Below are 19158 nucleotides of genomic sequence, written 5' to 3'. Positions count from 1 at the left end.
GTGCTCGCCAGGAAAAACCCCCTACCCGGCGGGTGGGGGTCTCCTTGGGCGGGTGGGGGGTTAGAAGCGGGTGTGCAGGAGCCTGTTCGGGGAGCCTGACAGGGGGTTCTGGACCTTGTTCGGGGTGGCGTTGTCCAGCAGGGCCTTGCTCACCTGGGCCGGGGTCGCCGTGGGGTGCGTCGCGAGGTAGAGGGCCGCCGCACCCGTCGTGTGCGGGGTCGCCATCGACGTGCCCGAGATCGTGTGCGTCGCCGCGTCGTCGTCCTTCCACGCCGACGTGATCGAGACGCCCGGCGCGAAGAGGTCCACGCACGTGCCGTAGTTGGAGAACGAGGCCCGCTTGTCGGCCGCGTCCGTCGCGCCGACCGTGATCGCCTCGGGGACCCGCGCCGGGGAGTAGTTGCAGGCCCGGGCCGGCAGACCCAGCAGGGTGCCGTTGCCCGCCGCGACCGTGTACGTCACGCCCGAGGCGATCGAGCGCTTCACCGCGTCGTCCAGCGAGGCGTTCACGCCCCCGCCCAGGCTCATGTTGGCGACCGCCGGCTTGACCGCGTGCGCCGTCACCCAGTCGACGCCCGCGATGACGCCGGCCGTCGTACCGGACCCTTCGCAGTCCAGGACCCTTACCGCCACCAGCTTCGCGCCCTTCGCCACGCCGTACCGCGCGCCGCCGACCGTGCCCGCGACGTGCGTGCCGTGGCCCTGGCAGTCCTGCCCGTTCTGGCCGCCGCCGACCGTGTCCGTGCCCACGGTCGCCCGCCCGCCGAACTCGCTGTGCGAGGTGCGGATGCCGGTGTCGATGATGTACGCGGTGACGTTCGACGCCTGCGTGTCGTACGTGTACGTCGTGGAGAGCGGCAGGTCGCGCTGGTCCACCCGGTCCAGGCCCCACGGCGCGCCCGGCTGTGTCTCCGCCATCCGCACCGTCGCGTTCTGTTCCACGTACGCCACGCGCGGGTCGGCCGACAGTTCGGCCGCCTTCGCGCGGGACATGCTCGTCGAGAAGCCCTTGAGGACCTCGGTGTACCGGTGCTTCGGCGTCACGCCCAGGTCCGTGGCGCGCGTCGTACCGTCCTTGAGGACGACGATCCAGCTGTTCTCGACGGCGAGCGAGGCCGGGGCGAGCCGCAGGTCCCCGAGGGCGGGGACGCTGCGGGCGGTGGCGCTCTGCGCCGTCGGGGAGGCCACGAACTGCAGGCCGGCGGCCAGCGTCAGGGCCGGCGCGAGCGCCAGGGCTCGGCGGGATATCCGGGTCATGTGGTGGGGCACCTGAACCTCTCGTTGTCCGGGTTACCGGAAGTACGGGCGGGGGTGCGCCTCAGAGTCTCGTGCCGTCAGGTGCCGTACAAGGCCCCACCGCCTCCCCTCACCGGTCCTTCACCTCGAACTCCCAGGTCAGCATGGAGAATCCACCGTCGTCCCCGGCCCCCGCCGACCGGTACGTCCGCAGTGCGGCCTCGTTGTCCGTCTCCACCCCCACCCACACGTCGTAACATCCGCGCGCCCGCGCCTCCGCCACCAGCGCCTCCGTCAGCGCCCGCCCCACCCCACGCCGCCGGTACGCCTCGTCCACCGACAGCTCGTACAGGCACAGCTCCACCCCCTTGTCCGGGTGGAGCATCTCGATCCCGGACACGAACCCCGCCGGGAACCCGTCCTCGGCGTACGCGATCAGCATCAGGTGCCCCGGTGCGGCCAGGAACGCCTCCGCCCAGCGCTCCTTCGGCGGGCCGTCGTAGAGGTGCCCCGCCGCCAGCAGCTCGGCCGACGTCGTCGCCCGCCTGATCTCCATCCGCGCTCCTCGCCTCGTGCCGCGCATACCGCGCCTGGTGTACGGGACGGTACGGCGTACGACTCCAGGAGGCCGCCGATTTCCGCCCGGGGGCAGCCGAGTCGCACGGGTGGTCCGCCTAGGCTCGACACCATGCCATTCCGACTTCCCCGGTGGGCCACGGTCACGGCCGCCCTCGCCGTGCTCGCGGGTGCCGGTACCTGGACCGCCGTCGCCTCCGACGAACCACCGCCCGTGCACCGCGCGGACCAGCTGCTCGACATGCCCGGGGCGCGGATCGACACCTCGTACTTCACCTCGGGCCCCGGCTCCGAGCGCAGGCCTGCCGTGCTGCTCGGGCACGGTTTCGGCGGCTCCAAGGACGATGTCGGTGCGCAGGCCGAGCAGCTCGCCCGCGACGGCTACGCCGTCCTGACCTGGTCGGCGCGCGGTTTCGGCGCCTCCACCGGGCAGATCGGCCTCAACGACCCCGCCCACGAGGTCAAGGACGTCCAGCGGCTCGTGGACTGGCTCGCCCAGCGGTCCGAGGTCCAGCTCGACAAGGCCGGGGACCCGCGCGTGGGGGTGACCGGCGCCTCCTACGGCGGGGCGGTCTCGCTGCTCGCCGCCGGGTACGACACCCGCGTCGACGCCATCGCCCCGCAGATCACGTACTGGAACCTCGCCGACGCCCTCTTCCCGGACGGCGTCTTCAAGAAGCTCTGGGCCGGGATCTTCTTCTCGGCAGGCGCGGGCTCGGGCGCGGGCGCGGGCTCGGCCACGGGCGCGGGCGCGGGCTCGGGCACGGGCACGGGAGCGGAAGCGGGCCCGGGTGGGGGCGCGGGTGCCGGTGAGGGGATGGGGTCCGGTGCGGGCTCGGGGGCCGGCGCCGGTGCGGACTCGGGGGCCGGTGCTCAGGCGGTCGGGGCCGACACGAGCGCCGACGCGTGCGGGCGCTTCACCGCCGAGCTGTGCGGGATGTACGAGCGCGTCGCCGTGTCGGGACAGCCCGACGCCGCCGCCCGTACGCTCCTGGAAGCACGCAGCCCCTCCGCCGTCGGCGACCGGATCAAGGTGCCGACCCTGATCGTCCAGGGGCAGAGCGACTCCCTCTTCCCGCTCACCCACGCCGACGCCATGGCGAAGACGGTCGGCGCCAACGGCGCGCCCGTCGCCGTCGACTGGATCTCCGGCGGCCACGACGGCGGCGACCGCGAGACCGAGCGGGTCGAGGCCCGGATCGGTCACTGGTTCGACCGCCATCTGAAGGGGGACACGGGCGCCGACACCGGGCCCGCCTTCCGCGTCAGCCGCACCGGGGGAGTCGACTCCACCGACGGCCAGGCGCAGCTGCGCGGCGCGTCCGCCGACCGCTATCCCGGGCTCACCGGCGGCGAGGGCGCCAAGCCGCTCTCCCTGGCGCTCGGGGACGGCGGCCGTCCGCAGTCCTTCGCCAACCCCGCCGGGGCCAACCCGCCCGCCATCTCCGCAGTCCCCGGCGTCGGCGGCGGCCTGGCCCGGCTCTCCTCGCTCGGCGTCGGCCTCTCCGTCGACTTCCCCGGCCAGCACGCGCGGTTCGACGCGAGGCCGCAGGCCGATTCGGTACGGATCACGGGCACGCCGACCGTCCGCGTCAAGGTCACCTCGGACAGCCCGGACGGCTCGGCCGTCCTCTTCGGCAAGGTCTACGACGTCGGGCCGGACGGACGCCAGCAGGTGCTGCCCGCACAGCTCGTCGCGCCGGTCCGAGTCGAGGACGCCGGCAAGGGCCGCAGCGTGGAGCTGACGCTGCCCGCGATCGACCACGAGGTCGAGGCAGGTCACCGGCTGCGGCTGGTGCTCGCGGCCACCGACCTCGGCTACGCCTCACCGGCCGTGCCGGCCACGTACACCGTCGCCGTCGAGTCCCCGCTGACCGTGCCGACGGCGCCCGCCGTGGACACCCAGGCGACCGCGCTCCCGTGGTGGGTGTGGGGGCTGCCGCTGGTGGGTGTGGTGATCGCGGCCGCGCTGCTGCTGACCGGCCGGCGCCGGACCTCGGCCCCCGCCCCGGACCCCGAGCTCGCCGTCGTACCGCTGCAGATCACGGGTCTGACGAAGAAGTACGCCAAGTCCTCGGACCGGTATGCCGTACGCGACCTCTCCTTCCGGGTCGAGCAGGGGCAGGTCCTCGGTCTGCTCGGGCCGAACGGCGCGGGGAAGACGACGACGCTGCGCATGCTCATGGGCCTGATCACCCCCGACGACGGGGAGATCCGGGTCTTCGGGCAGGCCGTCCGCCCGGGCGCCCCGGTGCTCTCCCGGGTCGGCGCGTTCGTGGAGGGCGCGGGCTTCCTGCCGCACCTCTCCGGGCGGGACAACCTGGAGCTGTACTGGAAGGCCACCGGCCGTCCGGCCGAGGACGCGCACATCGAGGAGGCGCTGGCGATCGCCGGTCTCGGCGACGCCCTGGCCCGGGCCGTACGGACGTACTCGCAGGGCATGCGGCAGCGGCTCGCCATCGCCCAGGCCATGCTCGGCATGCCGGACCTGCTGATCCTCGACGAGCCGACCAACGGCCTCGACCCGCCACAGATCCGCGAGATGCGGGACGTGATGATCCGGTACGCGGCGGGGGGCCGGACCGTCATCGTCTCCAGCCACCTCCTCTCGGAGGTCGAGCAGTCCTGCACCCATCTCGTGGTCATGCACCGGGGTCAGCTCGTCCAGGCGGGCCCGGTCGGCGAGATCACCGGCGCGGGCGACACCCTGCTGGTGACGCTCGGGGAGAGCGTCCCCGACCCGCTCGTCGACAAGGTCGGCGCGCTGCCCGGCATCGCTTCGGCCGTACGGACCGAGGGCGGGCTCCTCGTCCGGCTCGACGGCGCCGACACGACGGCCCTGATCGGCGAACTCGTCCGCCTGGACGTGCCCGTGACCGGTGTGGGACCGCACCGGCGCCTCGAGGACGCGTTCCTGACCCTGATCGGAGGAGGAGCCGCATGAGCACGAAGACCGCTGAACCGGCGGAGCTCCAGGAGACCGCCCCCGGCTACCGGGCGCGGCACACCCTGCCGCTGCGCGTCGAGGCCGTACGGCAGCTGAAGCGTCGCCGCACCCTGGTCATGGGCGCGGTGCTCGCCGCCCTGCCGTTCATCCTGATCATCGCCTTCGCGATCGGCGGGGACCAGGACGGCGACGGTGGCAACGGCCGGATCACGCTGATGGACACGGCGACGGCGTCGGCGGCGAACTTCGCCGCGACCTGTCTCTTCGTCTCGGCCGGCTTCCTCCTCGTGGTGGCGGTGGCGCTGTTCTGCGGGGACACCGTCGCCTCGGAGGCGAGCTGGTCGTCGCTGCGCTATCTGCTCGCGGCGCCCGTGCCCCGGGCCCGGCTGCTCTGGTCGAAGCTGGCGGTGGCGCTCGGATTCAGCGCGGCGGCGATGGTGCTGCTGCCGCTGGTCGCGCTGATCGCGGGCACGGTGGCCTACGGCTGGGGGCCGCTGAAGCTTCCCACCGGCGGCGCTCTGCCCGCCGACGAGGCCCTGCCCCGGCTGGCGCTTGCCGTCGCGTTCATCTTCGTCTCCCAACTGGTCACGGCGGGGCTCGCCTTCTGGCTGTCCACCCGGACCGACGCCCCGTTGGGCGCCGTGGGTGGGGCGGTCGGTCTGACGATCATCGGCAACGTCCTGGACGCCGTCACGGCGCTCGGCGACTGGCGCGACTTCGTTCCGGCGCACTGGCAGTACGCCTGGGTGGACGCGCTCCAGCCGCAGTTGGAGTGGGGCGGGATGGTGAAGGGCACGGCGATCTCGGTGACCTTCGCGGTGATCCTTTTCGCGCTGGCCTTCCGCGGCTTCGCCCGCAAGGACGTCGTGTCCTAGGGCGGCCTCCCAGAGACCCCCTGAGGGGCGGCCGACGCCCAGTCACCCCTGGGGGCGGCCGTCTCACAGCCACCCCCTTCGAGCCGCTTCCGCGCCCGCGCGGAAGCGGCTCGTCGTGCCCAGGGCGTGCATCAGCTCGCCGACCCGGCGGCTGTACGTCCGCCCCGACATGCCGAGGCGGGCGGCCGCCGTCTCGTCGGTGAGTCCGGCGAGCAGGGCTTCGAGGACCGGGCGGAGCTGTGGGGGGAGCCCGGTCCTCGGGGTCGTCGCGCCGGTCAGCTCCTCGCTCGCGTCCCAGCTGGCGTGGTGGGCGCGGACGAGGGCCTGCACGACGACCGGATCGCGGATCAGCAGCAACCCGTTGTAGAGCAGCTCCAGATCGAGCGGGACCGCCGCGACCGTACGGTCGACGACGATCATCTTGAACGGGATGGAGTCCGCGAGCCGGGCCCGCCCCGGCATGTGGACCGCGCCCGCCACCTGGGGGAGGGCGTGGCGGGGCACGATCCGTCTGACCTCCGGAGCCCGCTCCGCCGCGGCCCGCATGCACGCTCCCGCCAACTCCAGGAACGGCTCGGGGATCGCGCGGCCCACGGAGGCGGCCGGGTCGTCGAAGGTCAGCAACTCGTGCCGGGTGGAGGAGGCGAGGCCGGCCAGCGCGGCGCTGATCCGGCGCGTGCCGCGCACGGGACGGCCCGGAGGTCGCTGGGCCTCCGGCACGGCCCGGTTCATCGCCGATCGCGCGAGCATCACGGATCCCGCAGTCTCACCCACCGCTGACCACCCCCGCCCGATCGGTGTGCCACTCCATGTACGCACGCGACTGCGCACGGTGACAACCCCTGGTGACAAAGGTGGCGAGTCCATGCCACGGGAGCCCGCCCTGGCCGCCGTTGCCGCATTGAGACCCTTCCGCAACTCCTTCGTCCGGTCCGCCCGGGCCTCGCGCGCGTCACATTCACAAGTGACGGACCTTGAGGGGGAGATGACGTGAAGCGACGACACGCCGGGCGGTTCGCCGTCGGGATGCTGGCCGCGGGGCTGCTGCTCACGGGGTGCGGCGGCGGGGACGCCCAGCGCACGTCGGCGGACCGGGGCGGCAAGCCGGCGCCGGGCGCGCCCCGCCCGGACGCGGGCGGCAGCGGCACGGGCGGCACGGGCGGCACGGGTTCGACCGGCAGTAGCGGGACCGGCAGTAGCGGGATCGGCAGCGGTTCGGGGGGCGGCGCGGCCCGGGAGTACGCCCCCGAGGGCGAGCAGCGGGACAGCCGCCCGCCCGCCGACTACCTCTCCACCTTCGCCCTGGACGTGGACACCGCTTCGTACGGCTACGCGCTGCGCACCCTCGACGAGGGGCGGCTGCCGGACCCGGGGTCCGTGCGGCCCGAGGAGTTCGTCAACAGCTTCCGCCCCGACTACCCGCGTCCGAAGGGCGACGGCTTCGGTGTCACCGTCGACGGCGCCAGGACCGGCGAGGACGGCTGGTCGCTGGTCCGGGTCGGGCTCGCGACGGCCGCGGCGGACCGGCGGGGCGAACGCCCTCCCGCCGCGCTCACGTTCGTCGTCGACATCTCCGGTTCGATGGCCGAGACCGGCCGCCTCGACCTGGTCAAGCAGTCCCTCGGCATCCTGACCGACGAGCTCCGCGACGACGACTCCGTCGCCCTGGTCACCTTCAGCGACGAGGCCGAGACCCGGCTCCCCATGACCCGGGTCAAGGGACAGCGCGAGCGCATCCACGGCATCGTCGACGAGCTGGCGACCACGTCCTCCACGAATGTGGAGGCGGGTGTGCGCACCGGCTACGACGTCGCCGTCGAGGGTCACCGCAAGGGCGCGACCAACCGGGTCGTGCTGCTCTCCGACGCCCTCGCCAACACCGGTGACACCGACGCGCAGTCGATCCTGAACCGGATCGAGGAGGAGCGCAGGGAGTACGGCATCACCCTCTTCGGGGTCGGCGTCGGCAGCGACTACGGCGACGCGTTCATGGAGCAGCTCGCCGACAAGGGCGACGGCCACACCACGTACGTCTCCACCCCCGACCAGGCCCGCAAGGTCTTCGTGGAGCAGCTGCCCACCCACGTCGAGCTGCGCGCGCGTGACGCCAAGGCGCAGGTCGCCTTCGACCCGAACACCGTGGAGCGGTTCCAGCTGATCGGCTACGAGAACCGGGAGGTCGCGGACGAGGACTTCCGCGACGACCGGGTCGACGGCGGCGAGGTGGGCGCGGGCCACACCGTCACCGCGCTGTACGCCGTGCGGACCCGGCCGGGCCGGAGCGGGCCGCTGGCCACCGCCACCGTCCGCTGGCTCGACCCGAAGAACCGCGCGCCCCGCGAGGCCTCCGGCCGGGTGGCGACCGGGGCGCTCGCCCCCGCGCTCTGGGCGCCCGGGCACGACAGTCTGCAACTGAGCGCCGTCACCGCCTACTTCGCCGACCGGCTGCGGGGCGGCGCCCTGCCGGGCGCGCCGCGCCTCGCGGAACTGGCGGAGCACGCGGGGGCGATCGCCGACCGCTCGGGTTCGAAGGTGGTCCGGGAGCTGACGGAGGCGATCCGCCGGGCAGCCGAGCTCCGAGGCCCCGAGGACGACCGGGGCACGGGGGCGGAACCGGGAGATCCGTACAGCGGCTGAACCGGAGTTCGCCCCCAGGCGCAGGTGATCCGTACGCGGTTGTCCACAGGCGCTGCGTACGGGCTCCTGGCCCGTCATGATGGGCCCATGGCCACCACGCTGCTCGCTCTCGCCGTCGCCGCCACCGGTCTGTACGCCGGCTTCATGCTGATCTTCCTGACCGGGATCATGCCCGCCCTGGCGCGGCTCGACGACGGCGCGTTCGTCGACGCGATGCGGCGGATCAACGAGTACGTGCCGAAGGCGGTGTTCGTGGTGGTGTTCCTGGGGGTCGTGGCCTTCCCCGTCGCCGCGTTCCTCGTGCCCGTCGACGGGCGCTCCGACACGCAGAAGTGGCTGGTCCTGGCCGGCGCGGTCGCCGCCGTCCTCAACCACCTGGTGACGATCGCCGGGAACATCCCGCTCAACAACGCGCTGGCCGCCTCGGAGCGGACGGGTGAGCCCGCGTCCGCCGTCCGGGCGGCCTTCGAGAAGCGGTGGAACGGCTTCCACGCCATCCGTACGGTGCTGATCCTCGCCGCGTTCGGCCTGCTCGTCGCGGCGGCGCTCGCCTGACGCTCCACCACCGGCGCACCGGCGCCGCGCCGGTCGTCGACCGACCTGACGGACTCCGCGCCCGTGGTTTGACCGGTCCGGAGCCCGGGCCGACCATCTCAGGACGAGGCGGCCGGGCCGGCTCCTGGTTAAATGCCCCAGGCCAGGGGCCGTGCCTGTCCGTCTCGCTCACTAATCTGTCCCTCATGCACGTACGCGGACAGCTGCCGGTCCTGGGTGTCGTGGCCGCCGGCGGGGCTCTCGGTGCGACGGCCCGTTACGGCGCCTCGCTCGCCTGGCCCACCCCGGACGGCGCGTTCCCCTGGACCACGCTCACCGTGAACGCCACGGGCTGCGCCGCGATCGGGATCCTGATGGTCCTGGTCGCCGAGGTCGCCACCGCGCCCCCACCACTCCTGCGGCCCTTCCTCGGCACGGGAATCCTCGGCGGCTTCACCACCTTCTCCACCTACGCCCTCGACACCCAGCGGCTGTTGAGCGCGGGGGACGCCGGTCGGGGCGTGGCGTACCTGGGCGCGACGGTGGTGGCGGCCCTGGCCGCCGTCGTCGTCGCGACCGCCGCCACCCGACGGGTCGTGCGCCGGCTCCGCCCCCTCGGCGGGGAGGGGCGCGCGTGAACTGGCTGCTCGTCATCGTCGGCGCCGCCGTGGGCGCGCCGCTGCGTCACCTCACCGACCGCGCGATCAGGGCCCGGCACCCCTCCGCCTTCCCGTGGGGCACCTTCGTCGTCAACGTCGTCGGCTCCTTCGCGCTCGGGCTCCTCGCCGGGGTCTCCTCGGCCGAGGCCCACCTCCTTCTCGGCGTGGGCCTGTGCGGGGCGCTGACGACGTACTCCACGTTCTCGTACGAGACATGGAAGCTCTACGAGGACGGGGCGAAGGGGTACGCGGCGGCGAACGTGACGGGGAGCCTGGCCGCCGGACTCGGCGCCGTATGGCTGGGTGTGGAGATCACCGCCGCCTGGTGAGGGTGGTTTGACAGGTTTTGAGCACTCCTGGCCGACGAATGTTTCCTTGCCGTCAAGATATGCACTCCTCCAAAAACGAAGTGGTCATTATTATCTTATGGTGGCAGTACGTGAACCATGGAGGGGGCGCTATGGATCTGAAGGTGCTGGGCTTGCTCGCTGTCCAGGAGAGGGGGACGCCGATCGTTCCGACGGCGGCACCGGCCCGTCAGCTGCTCGCACTGCTCGCGGCGCACGCCGACCGCATCGTGCCGACGGCCGTGCTGACCCAGGAACTCTGGCCCGACGGCGCGCCGCGGCACGCCCAGGACATGATCGAGACCCACGTCCGGCGGCTGAGAGAACTCATCGACGACGCGCTGGACGTCGGCCGTGAGGAGGCGGCGGGCGCGCCCGCCGCGCCCGGGCCGCGGTCGGCGCACGACGTCCTGGTCTCCCTGTCCGGCGGTTACCGGCTCGGCACCGGGGGCGGCAGCTCCGACGTCCGGATGTTCCAGCGCGCTGTCGGCGCCGGCTACCGGGCCATGGAGCTGGAGGACTACCGTACGGCGGCCGAACGGCTCGGTGAGGCGCTGGAGTTGTGGACCGCCGACGCGTACACCGGCGTGGTGACCGGACCGCACCTGCGGACTCAGGCCGCCCGCCTCGAACTGTCCCGGCTGCGCGCGCTCGACCTGTGGGTCGAGGCGCAGCGGCGGCTCGGTCGACGGCACGAGCTCTATTCCGGTCTCTCCATGTTCCTGTCCCGCTTCCGCAGCTCGCCGCCGCAGTACGCCGCGCTGGTCGCGGAGTTGGAACGGGGCGCGGCGCAGATGCCCGCGGGGCGCTCCTACGAGCAGGCTCCGGCGTTCCGGATCGGGCCCGCCACGCACCCCTTCCGTCACTCACGCCCCACCCGTCACGCAGTCCCCGTAGCCGGTTGACCGCAAGATCACCGTCGAACTAGTTTCGGACCGATAACGGGGCGAAACGTGTACGACGGGCTGGGGGCTCGCACACCATGACGGATCCACAGACCCATGACTCCGGCCTGATGGCCGTCCTGGAACTGCTCGCCGAGCAGGCACCGGCGGGCCGGTTCGAGGCGCTGCTCCAGCGAGCCCGGCGCGACGGCACCCCGAGCCACGACCTGGTCCGCCTGGAACGGGCCGTGCACCTGGCCCGGGGTGTGCAGGCCTGGCAGGGGCAGCGGCGTCAGCGCGAGGACGGCCTCGCCGATCTGGTCGACACCGCACGGGACCTGACGTCCCCCCACGACGTCGACTCCCTGCTCCAGGTCGTCACCCGGCGCGTCAAGCGGCTGCTCAACTTCGACATGACCTCCCTCGCCGTCCTGGACCCGGACGGCGGCCTGCGGGTGGTCGTCTCCAACGGCTCGACGACCGCGCTCGTCACCGGCCACTGCGTCCCCGCCGGATACGGCCTGGGCCACCGCAGCCTGATGTCCCGCGCGCCGCTGTGGACGGCCGACTACCTCGGCGACGACGCGATGGACCACGACCCGAGCGCCGACGACGTCGTACGGGCCGAAGGGCTGCACGCGCTGATGGCCGTGCCGATGTGCAACGGCGACGAGACCATCGGCGTGCTCTACGGAGCCAACCGCTCCGTACGCCACTTCAGCCCGGACGAGATAGGCCTGGTCTCCTCGCTTGCCACGCTCGCCGCCGTCGCCGTCGAGCGCGCCGGCCGGTTCGAGGACGCCCGCGGCGAGGTCGGCCGGCTGGAACGAGACGGCTTCCGCACGCGGACCAGCCTGGTCCGGCTGCAGCAGCTCGGCGAGGCGCACAGCCACACCCTCGGCCTGGTCCTCGCCGGGGCCGACCTGACCACCGTCGCGAAGGCGGCCGGCGACGCGCTCGACTCGGCGCTGCAACTGCGCGACCCGGCCGGCCGGCAGCTCGCCACCAGCGGCGACCTCGGCGACCTGGACGAGCAGGCCGTCGCCGAGGCGGCGCTGGACGCCCACGCCCATCTGCGCCCCGTGGTCACCGCCCAGGGCACCTGGGTCGCCCCGGTCACCGCCGGCGCCGAGGACCTGGGCGTCCTGGTGCTCCGCCCGAGCACCGCGCTGGTCGGCGAGGACGAGGGACTGCTCCAGCTGACCGCGCAGACGTTCGCGATCCAGCTCCTGCTCAGACGCAGCACGGCCGTCGCCGAAGGACCCGTGCGCGACGACCTCTTCGACGAACTCCTCGCGGCCCACGCCCGCAGCGGCCACCAGACGCACTACCTGGTGCAGCGGGCACGCGGCCTCGGCATCGACCTGGAGGCCCCCCACGTCCTGCTCGTCGCCCACCCCGAGGGCGGCGAGCAGGGGCGCGCCGTGGTGTGGGCCTCCTCCTACGCCCACCGGATGACCGGTCTGAAGACCGTCCACAGCGGCCATATCGTGCTGCTCCTGCCGGGCACCGACGCCTCGGCCGCGGCCCGCGCCGTCGCCGACCAGCTGTCACCGCTGCTCGGCCACCCCGTCTCGGTGGGCGCGGCCGGACCCGGCAGGGGCGCCGCCGACATCGGCCGGATGCACCGGGAGGCCATGCGCTGCCTGGACGCGCTGACCGCGCTCGACGGCGCGGGCAGCACCGCCTCGGCCAAGGACCTCGGCTTCCTCGGCCTGCTGCTCTCCGACGACCACGACGTCGACGGCTACATCACGTCCGCGATCGGCCCGGTCCTCGACTACGACCGCGACCGGCTCACGGACCTCATCGGCACCCTGGAGTCGTACTTCGCCTCCGGTGGCAGCCAGGCCCACGCGGCCGACCTCCTGAAGGTCCACCCCAACACCGTCTCGCGCCGCCTCGACCGGGTCACCGACCTGCTCGGCGACGCCTGGCAGCAGCCGGGCAGGACGCTGGAGGTGCAGCTCGCCCTGCGGCTGCACCGCTCCCGCGAGGTCCTGCGCCGGCAACGCAGGACGGGCCCGCCCCCTCACGCCGAGGCGAGTTCCGCCGGCCGGTCCGTGTCGTAGCCGACGCGGGAGAGCACCACGGCCGCGTGGGCGGCGGAGGCGAGGGTCATGTGCCGGTGCCAGCCGGGGAAGGAGCGGCCCACGTAGTCCCGCAGGCCGGTCTCCTCGCCGACCCGGGCGAAGTCCGCGTCCACCCGGCGGGTCAGCTTGGTCAGCCGCAGCAGCGGACCGGGGCCCGGCTGCGTCATGCCGGTGAGCCACAGCGCGGACGGCGGGCGCGACGGGTCGCTCCACTCCCCGAGCAGCTGCAGCCCGCGCGGCGCGGAGGAACGGTCCGCCAGCACCACCGGCACCATCGCGGCCAGCGACATCCGGGGCGCGAGCCCGGCGGCCGCGTCCTGCCACGGCACCGGCCGCCGCACGCCCTTGACCAGCTGGAGTATCTGCTGCGCCGGCAGCGGACCGCTCCGGAATCCCGGCATCGCGCGGTCCGCGACCGACAGCCGCTGGGAGCCGTCGATCCGGACGAGGAACGGCACGCGGGCGCCGGCCAGCGGGGCCACGGCCGCCGGCGCGTCACCCCCGCGCAGATCGATCAGAACCGGCCGGCGCGGCCCCCAGTGCCGGCCCGCCTCCAGGGCGACCGCCACCGCGCACTCCTCCGGGGTCTCGGCCCCCGCCTCCCGGGGCACGCCCGCCCGGTCGCGCAGCGCGTGGTCGTGCACCCACTGGTCGGGCAGGACCAGACGCCAGTCGACGGGCGCGCTCAGCTCCTGCGAGGCGAGCCACACACCGGCGGACTGCTGGCCCCGGAACGACTGCCGCACGTGCGGGGCGAACCCCCGGTCGACGCCGACCGAGTGGTCACCGGTCTTCGGCACCGACATCTGCCGTACGACCCAGGCCTGAGGGGCCGCCATCCGCTCCAGATGGGCGGCGAGCGCGGCCCGCAGGGGACGCCAGCCCCAGGTGGAGTCGGCGATGAAGTGATGCAGCGTCTGTTCCGTTGCGGGCGCGCCCAGATGAGCGGCGATGTTCCGTGCGGTCTTGCGTCCTTCGGTGGTGAGCAGCCCGCGCAGGTACTGCTCGCCGCGCTGCCGCTGGTCCTTCCTGGGGAACGAGGAGAAGAGGGTGGCGCAGAGCTCGGAGACGGTGTCGTCGGACACGGTGGGCCCGGTCCGGCGGGACACGGCCGGCGCGGTGGCGCGTCGGCCCTGGCGCGGCACGGTGAGCGGTCGGGCCGATTCCCGTTGTCTGATGACAGCTGTGTTCACGACACTCCAACCATGGGGGGTGGCCTGCTTCGATGCGCCTCCACGATCGCTCCGCGGGGGTGCCGCGGACGAGGTGTCCACGGCACCCACCTGCCGTCTCTCGTGCGTCCTGGACCACTGGTGTCGCGGGTGTCCGGTACGACGAGGGCCCCGGTGCCCCGCACACTTCCGGCCGTCGGCGGCCGGGTGTGGCCGGACCACCACAGGAGCCCAACCGGTGCGCGGTCAGGCACCGGTGAAGTCGCGGTCCCCGTGCAGCCAGGCCACCTGGTCGTGCAGCTCGTCCTGCGAGAAGGCCGACAGCATCCGGTTGCGCTCCACGGCCAGGTCGCCCGCCGGGTGGTACAGCTCCGAGCCCATCAGCCGGGCGACCTCCTGGGTGCGGCCGGTCCGTTCGCGGCGCGTGGCGTTGAACTTCTCCAGGCTCTGCACCACCGCTCCGCCGTCCACGTCGTCCAGCAGCTCCGCGAGGACGACCGCGTCCTCCAGCGCCTGGCAGGCTCCCTGGGCCGCGTACTGCAGCATCGGGTGCGCAGCGTCGCCGATCAGACCGACGCGACCGTCGGTCCAGCCGTCGACCGGGTCCCGGTCGCAGAGCACCCATTCACGCCATTCGTCGCCGAGTTCGAGCAGCCGCCTGGCGGTCGCGCCGATTCCCGGGAACTGCTCCAGGACGTACTCCCGCGCCGTGGCCCGGCCGGTCACGGGGACCGTCGCGCCGTCGTCGCGGGTGACCGCGAGGTTGAGGAACTCGCCCCCGCCGATCATGTAGTGGACGAAGTGCCACTTGGGCCCCGCCCACAGGGTGACGGTGTTCCAGCGCAGTTCCTCGGGCACCTTCTCGATCGGGATCACCGAGCGGTAGATGGTGTGGCCCGACACGCGCGGTTCGCCGTCGCCGAGCATCTGGGCGCGCACCGCGGAGCGGATGCCGTCCGCGCCGATCAGGGCGGCGCCGGTGAAGTTCCGGCCGTCGGCGGTGTGGACGGTGACGCTGCCCGCGTCCTGCGCGTAGCGTTCCACGGAGGCGTCGGGGACGAGCGTCACGCCCTCGAGCTCCTGGCAGGCGGCGAGCAGCGGCTGGTAGAGGTCGCCCCGGTGCACGACGGCGTACGGGTTCCCGAACCGCCGGCGGTACGCGCCGGTCAGCGCCATGGCGGCGACCTTCTCGCCCGTCGTGCCGTCCATGAACCGGAGCTCGTCGATGAAGACGGCCCGCGCCCGCACCCCCTCGCCGACACCGAGCCGGTCCAGGGCGTGGAAGGCGTTCGGGCCGAGCTGGATGCCCGCGCCGATCTCGGCGAAGGTGTGGCTGCGTTCGAGGACGGTGGTCCGGTGGCCGCGCCGGGTCAGCGCGAGCGCCGTGGCGAGCCCTCCGATGCCACCACCGGCGATGAGTATGTGAGCCATGTCGTTCCTCAGATTGTCGGTACGGAGTGGCGGGGGAAGAGCCGGTGCAGCTCCTCGTGGAAGCCGGGGAAGGTCTTGGCGACGCAGCCCGGGTCGTCGAGGGTGATGCCGTCGGCGCGCAGTCCGAGCACCGAGAAGGCCATCGCGATCCGGTGGTCGCGGTGGCAGGCGATCCGGGCCGGCGCGGGCGTGCCGGGATGGATGGTGATCCGGTCGGGGCCGGTCTCGGTGCGGAGGGAGAGGGCGCGCAGATTGGCCTCGACGGCGGCGACCCGGTCGGACTCCTTCAGCCGGGCGTGCGCGATGCCGGTGATCGTGATCGGCGCGTCGGCCAGCGGCGCGATGGCGGCGAGCGTCATGAAGGTGTCCGAGATCTCGCCCATGTCCACGGAGAACCCGCCCCGCAGGGTGCCGGTGCCGGTGACCGTGGTCGCCTCCCGGGTGGTCTCCACCCGGGCGCCGGTGCGGGCGAGGACCTCGGTGAAGCGCAGGTCGCCCTGGAGGCTGCCGACCCCGAGACCGGGCACGCGCACGCTCGTCCCCGTGACGGCCGCCGCCGCGAAGACGTACGAGGCGGTGGAGGCGTCAGGCTCGATGGGCAGGTCGGCGCCGCGGTAACCGGTGGGCCGGACGGTGAACGCGCCGGGCGTCTCCTCGTCGACCCGGCCGCCGAAGTGCCGCATCAGGGCGAGGGTCATGTCGATGTACGGCCTGCTGACGAGGTGCGGCACGCGCAGCGCCAGCGGCCCGCGCATCAGCGGGCCGGCCATCAGCAGGCCGGTCAGGAACTGGCTGCTGAGCGAGGAGTCCACGGTCAGCTCCCCGCCGTCGAGCCCCCGCGAACGGACCCGCAGCGGCAGCCGCCCGCCGGGCCCGGTGGTGACCTCGGCCCCCAGCCGGCGCAGGGCGTCGGCGAGCGGGGCGACGGGGCGGGCGGTGAGCTGGTCGGAGCCCTCGAAGCCGAAGTCGCCGTGGCCGGTCGCGGCGAACGGCGGCAGGAACCGGGCCGCCGTGCCGGCGTCGGCGCACCAGACGGTCCCGGTGCCGACCGGGCCGCGGCCCAGGCCGGTCACCGTCCAGACACCGTCGTCGGCGGCGGTCTCGATCCGCACCCCGAGGCCGCGCAGGGCCTCGCGGAACGCCGTGGTGTCGTCGCTGACCAGGGGGGCGGCGAGGGCGGTCGTCCCGTCCGCGGCGGCCGCGAGGAGCAGCGCCCGGTTGGTGAGCGACTTCGATCCCGGTATCCGGGCGTGCAGGGCGGGGGTCGCCGGTACGGCGATGGTCATGGCAGTCCTTTGCGAGTACGTCCGCCGCGCGCGCGGCGGTCCGGGAGGGGCACCACACACGGAGCCGGCCGCCCCGCGCCGGGGCGGCCGTGGGGCGGCCGGGAAGCGGCCGGAGCGACCGGGCCGGCCGGAGCGACCGCCCCGGCCGGAGCGGCCGGGCGTGCCGCCCCGGCCCGGCGTGCCGCCCCGGCCCGGCCGGGAACGAACGCCCACGCGGAACGGAAGCGTCCGCCCCGCCCGCGCGGTCAGCCCGCGGCGGGTTCGAGGGCCGCGCCGCGGCCCGCCAGGGCGGCGACCGCGAAGACACCCTCGACCGTCGCCTCCACGTCGAAGGCGTGTCGCTCGGTCGGCGGGTAGCCGATCAGTTCGGCCGCCCGCTGCGGGATGGCGGCCTCGGCCGACTCCCACAGCAGGACGGCGCCCCACCGGTTCGTCGCCGCGTCGGAGATCCAGAACTTCAGCCGTAGCCCGGCGACCTCGGAGAAACGGTCCACCGCCTCGTCCCGCAGGAAGCCCCGCAGCGACTCGATGGTCTGCGCCGACCCGCCGAGGTCCCACCAGACGATCACCGCACGCACGAGCCGGCCACCTCCGCCAGCAAGCCGCCGATGATCCGGGGCCCGTCCACCGTCAGCACGGACTCGGCGTGGAACTGCATGGAGACGAAACCGGCCGCCCGCAGCCCGTGCACCTCGCCCGTCGCCGGGTCGCGGCTCACCTCGACCCTGCCGTGCAGCGGGTGCTCGAAGGAGTCGCCCTCGGAGCGGGCGGCGAAGGTGTTGTAGAAGCCCACCCGCTCGCGCCTGCCGAAGAGGTCGATCTCGTGCTGCGCCCCCTGGTTGGGCACCGGCCGGCGCGCCAGGTCGAGCCCGAGCAGCGTGCTGAGCACCTGGTGGCTGAGGCACACCGCCATGAACGGCCGCCGCTCCTCCAGGAGTTGGGACACCGCGGCCCGCAGGTGCGCGATCTTGGGGTCCGCCGTCGCCCGCGGGTCGCCGGGCCCGGGCCCCATCACGACCAGGTCGTGCTCGTCGAAGCTGTAGCGCTCGTCGAAGCGCCGTACGCTCACCTCCCCGCCGAGCGACCGGATCTGCTGGGCGATCATCTCCGTGAAGGTGTCCTCGGCGTCGATCACCAGGACCCGCTGACCGCTCAGCGGACCGGCCGCGCCCAGGCGCGCCTCCTGGTCCCTGAGCCAGAAGTCGGCGATCTTGTCGTTGCGTCCGTCCAGCGCCTCGCGGACCGCCGGATGCGCGCCGAACCGGATCGGCTCCGGGTCGCCGAGCGCGGCGAGCAGTCCGGCCGCCTTGGCCCGGGTCTCGTGCACCTCGGAGTGCGGATCGGAGTGGCGTACGAGCGTCGCCCCGACCCCGATCCGCATCAGCCCCTCGCGGTCGATGTCGGCGGTACGGATCAGGATCGACGAGTCCAGGGTGCGGCCCCCGGCGGCGTCGCGGCCGATCAGCGCCGCCACCCCGCTGTAGTAGCCCCGGCCCTGCGGCTCGTACCGGCTGATCACCCGGGCCGCGCTCTCCAGCGGCGATCCGGTCACCGTCGGCGCGAAGAGCGTCTCGCGCAGGATGTCGCGCACATCGCGGTCCGTGCGGCCCTCGATGAAGTACTCGGTGTGCGCGAGGCGGGCCATCTCCTTGAGATAGGGGCCCACCACCCGGCCGCCCGCGGGGCAGATCCGGGCCATCATCTTCAGCTCCTCGTCGACCACCATGTACAGCTCGTCGGCCTCCTTGGGGTCGGCGAGGAAGTCCATGACCCCGTCGAGCTCCGGGCCGCCGGCCGGATAGCGGTACGTCCCGGAGATCGGGTTCATCACCGCCCTACCGTCGTGGACGCTGATGTGCCGCTCCGGCGTCGCGCCCACGAACGTCCGGTCGCCGGTGTGCACGAGGAAGGTCCAGTACGCCCCGGCCTCCCGCTGCACCAGGCGCCGGAAGAACGACAGCGCCGTGGGCAGGCCGAAGCCGGGCAGCTGGGCGGTGAAGGAGCGCCGCATCACGAAGTTGGCGCCCTCGCCGGTGCCGATCTCGTCGGCGACGACCCGCCGCACGATCTCCGCGTAGGCCTCGTCGTCGACGTCGAAGTGGCCGTCGGTCAGCTTCACCGGCTCGTCCGGCAGCAGCGGGAGCGTCGCGCGCAGCGGGACCGCCGCCTGCTCGCGGACCGTCATCGCCAGCAGCGGCGCGCCGTCGTCGGGGGCGGCGAAGCCCCGCTCGGCCAGCTGACGGTACGGGATGAGGGTGAGGATCTCCGACCGTGCGCCCGGCCCGTCGTGCGCGGGCAGGTCGAGGTCCGCGAGGGACGGGATCTCCGCCACGTCGCCGACCAGCAGTTCCAGGGTGTCCGGGTCCACCGTCTCGGGCCTGTGCATCAGTGCGAACGCGCCGGCCGAGCCGTCGAGGATGCGTGCGAGGAGGTCGTGCGCGCTGTCCTGCCTTGCCATGGGGGTTTCCTTTCGGCGGAGGG

Annotated in this window: 16 protein-coding genes; 8 read left to right on the top strand and 8 right to left on the bottom strand. The window is 73.7% G+C overall.

What is annotated here, in order from left to right; genetic code table 11:
* Positions 1-60 precede the first annotated feature (60 nt).
* Positions 61-1257 (bottom strand): S8 family peptidase, encoded by a 1197-nt coding sequence (locus ACIPPS_RS23435; RefSeq protein ID WP_401435298.1) that lies wholly within the window; start codon positions 1255-1257, stop codon positions 61-63.
* Positions 1258-1366: 109 nt separating this feature from the next.
* A complete protein-coding gene (locus ACIPPS_RS23430) occupies positions 1367-1792 on the bottom strand; it encodes a GNAT family N-acetyltransferase (RefSeq protein WP_401435296.1) in 426 nt (141 codons plus the stop codon).
* Between the two features lie 132 nt (positions 1793-1924).
* Between ACIPPS_RS23430 and ACIPPS_RS23425 the strand changes: the two genes are divergently transcribed.
* The gene (locus ACIPPS_RS23425; RefSeq protein ID WP_401435293.1) at positions 1925-4756 is read left to right on the top strand and encodes an alpha/beta fold hydrolase; all 2832 of its coding nucleotides are present in this window, start codon (positions 1925-1927) and stop codon (positions 4754-4756) included.
* Complete coding sequence (locus ACIPPS_RS23420) at positions 4753-5634, top strand: ABC transporter permease (protein WP_401435291.1); 882 nt, start codon at positions 4753-4755, stop codon at positions 5632-5634. The genes ACIPPS_RS23425 and ACIPPS_RS23420 overlap by 4 nt, the downstream gene beginning before the upstream one ends.
* Positions 5635-5697: 63 nt before the next feature.
* Here the strand turns inward: ACIPPS_RS23420 and ACIPPS_RS23415 are convergent, their stop codons facing one another.
* A complete protein-coding gene (locus tag ACIPPS_RS23415; RefSeq protein ID WP_401435289.1) occupies positions 5698-6384 on the bottom strand; it encodes a DNA-binding response regulator in 687 nt (228 codons plus the stop codon).
* 276 nt (positions 6385-6660) lie between these two features.
* Between ACIPPS_RS23415 and ACIPPS_RS23410 the strand changes: the two genes are divergently transcribed.
* From ACIPPS_RS23410 to ACIPPS_RS23385, 6 genes are all read left to right on the top strand, one after another.
* Positions 6661-8271 carry a von Willebrand factor type A domain-containing protein gene (locus ACIPPS_RS23410; protein ID WP_401435818.1) on the top strand — a complete coding sequence of 537 codons (1611 nt, stop codon included), beginning with the start codon at positions 6661-6663 and terminating at the stop codon, positions 8269-8271.
* 87 nt (positions 8272-8358) lie between these two features.
* On the top strand, positions 8359-8826 hold the full coding sequence (locus ACIPPS_RS23405; protein WP_401435286.1) for a DUF1772 domain-containing protein: 468 nt from the start codon (positions 8359-8361) through the stop codon (positions 8824-8826).
* Positions 8827-9011: 185 nt separating this feature from the next.
* Positions 9012-9443, top strand: coding sequence for a CrcB family protein (locus ACIPPS_RS23400; RefSeq protein ID WP_401435284.1), 432 nt, complete (start codon positions 9012-9014; stop codon positions 9441-9443).
* Positions 9440-9793: a fluoride efflux transporter CrcB gene (gene crcB / locus ACIPPS_RS23395; protein ID WP_401435281.1), complete on the top strand. Its 354-nt coding sequence runs from the start codon at positions 9440-9442 to the stop codon at positions 9791-9793. The genes ACIPPS_RS23400 and crcB overlap by 4 nt, the downstream gene beginning before the upstream one ends.
* 131 nt (positions 9794-9924) lie before the next feature.
* Entirely contained in the window at positions 9925-10716 is a 792-nt protein-coding gene (locus ACIPPS_RS23390; protein ID WP_401435279.1) for a BTAD domain-containing putative transcriptional regulator, read from the top strand.
* A gap of 77 nt (positions 10717-10793) precedes the next feature.
* Positions 10794-12767: a helix-turn-helix domain-containing protein gene (locus tag ACIPPS_RS23385; RefSeq protein WP_401435276.1), complete on the top strand. Its 1974-nt coding sequence runs from the start codon at positions 10794-10796 to the stop codon at positions 12765-12767.
* On the opposite strand, the gene ACIPPS_RS23380 is transcribed toward ACIPPS_RS23385, so the two are convergent.
* The 5 genes from ACIPPS_RS23380 to ACIPPS_RS23360 all read right to left on the bottom strand — a co-directional run bounded on the left by ACIPPS_RS23380 (position 12728) and on the right by ACIPPS_RS23360 (position 19135).
* Positions 12728-13873, bottom strand: coding sequence for an IS701 family transposase (locus ACIPPS_RS23380; protein WP_401435273.1), 1146 nt, complete (start codon positions 13871-13873; stop codon positions 12728-12730). The two genes, ACIPPS_RS23385 and ACIPPS_RS23380, sit on opposite strands and share 40 nt — an antisense overlap.
* A 333-nt stretch (positions 13874-14206) precedes the next feature.
* Positions 14207-15391 (bottom strand): 3-hydroxybenzoate 6-monooxygenase, encoded by a 1185-nt coding sequence (locus ACIPPS_RS23375; protein ID WP_401435271.1) that lies wholly within the window; start codon positions 15389-15391, stop codon positions 14207-14209.
* 8 nt (positions 15392-15399) lie between these two features.
* Positions 15400-16677, bottom strand: a complete 1278-nt coding sequence (gene aroA / locus ACIPPS_RS23370) for a 3-phosphoshikimate 1-carboxyvinyltransferase (protein WP_401435269.1) — start codon at positions 16675-16677, stop codon at positions 15400-15402.
* A gap of 245 nt (positions 16678-16922) precedes the next feature.
* A complete protein-coding gene (locus ACIPPS_RS23365; protein WP_401435266.1) occupies positions 16923-17255 on the bottom strand; it encodes a hypothetical protein in 333 nt (110 codons plus the stop codon).
* The gene (locus ACIPPS_RS23360; RefSeq protein ID WP_401435263.1) at positions 17243-19135 is read right to left on the bottom strand and encodes an anthranilate synthase family protein; all 1893 of its coding nucleotides are present in this window, start codon (positions 19133-19135) and stop codon (positions 17243-17245) included. Before ACIPPS_RS23360 ends, ACIPPS_RS23365 begins: the two co-directional genes overlap by 13 nt.
* Positions 19136-19158 lie beyond the last annotated feature (23 nt).

This window comes from Streptomyces sp. NPDC090127 (assembly GCF_044746945.1).
Lineage (GTDB): Bacteria > Actinomycetota > Actinomycetes > Streptomycetales > Streptomycetaceae > Streptomyces.
The sequence above is the reverse complement of the archived record's forward strand: the minus strand, read 5'-3'. Positions and strand labels throughout refer to the sequence as shown.

What these genes read in the sequence shown, in the direction of transcription:
- ACIPPS_RS23435 (WP_401435298.1), bottom strand. Translation starts at nt 1,257, where the DNA reads ATGACCCGGATATCCCGCCGAGCCCTGGCGCTCGCGCCGGCCCTGACG.
- ACIPPS_RS23430 (WP_401435296.1), bottom strand. Translation starts at nt 1,792, where the DNA reads ATGGAGATCAGGCGGGCGACGACGTCGGCCGAGCTGCTGGCGGCGGGG.
- ACIPPS_RS23425 (WP_401435293.1), top strand. Translation starts at nt 1,925, where the DNA reads ATGCCATTCCGACTTCCCCGGTGGGCCACGGTCACGGCCGCCCTCGCC.
- ACIPPS_RS23420 (WP_401435291.1), top strand. Translation starts at nt 4,753, where the DNA reads ATGAGCACGAAGACCGCTGAACCGGCGGAGCTCCAGGAGACCGCCCCC.
- ACIPPS_RS23415 (WP_401435289.1), bottom strand. Translation starts at nt 6,384, where the DNA reads ATGCTCGCGCGATCGGCGATGAACCGGGCCGTGCCGGAGGCCCAGCGA.
- ACIPPS_RS23410 (WP_401435818.1), top strand. Translation starts at nt 6,661, where the DNA reads ATGCTGGCCGCGGGGCTGCTGCTCACGGGGTGCGGCGGCGGGGACGCC.
- ACIPPS_RS23405 (WP_401435286.1), top strand. Translation starts at nt 8,359, where the DNA reads ATGGCCACCACGCTGCTCGCTCTCGCCGTCGCCGCCACCGGTCTGTAC.
- ACIPPS_RS23400 (WP_401435284.1), top strand. Translation starts at nt 9,012, where the DNA reads ATGCACGTACGCGGACAGCTGCCGGTCCTGGGTGTCGTGGCCGCCGGC.
- ACIPPS_RS23390 (WP_401435279.1), top strand. Translation starts at nt 9,925, where the DNA reads ATGGATCTGAAGGTGCTGGGCTTGCTCGCTGTCCAGGAGAGGGGGACG.
- ACIPPS_RS23385 (WP_401435276.1), top strand. Translation starts at nt 10,794, where the DNA reads ATGACGGATCCACAGACCCATGACTCCGGCCTGATGGCCGTCCTGGAA.
- ACIPPS_RS23375 (WP_401435271.1), bottom strand. Translation starts at nt 15,391, where the DNA reads ATGGCTCACATACTCATCGCCGGTGGTGGCATCGGAGGGCTCGCCACG.
- aroA (WP_401435269.1), bottom strand. Translation starts at nt 16,677, where the DNA reads ATGACCATCGCCGTACCGGCGACCCCCGCCCTGCACGCCCGGATACCG.
- ACIPPS_RS23360 (WP_401435263.1), bottom strand. Translation starts at nt 19,135, where the DNA reads ATGGCAAGGCAGGACAGCGCGCACGACCTCCTCGCACGCATCCTCGAC.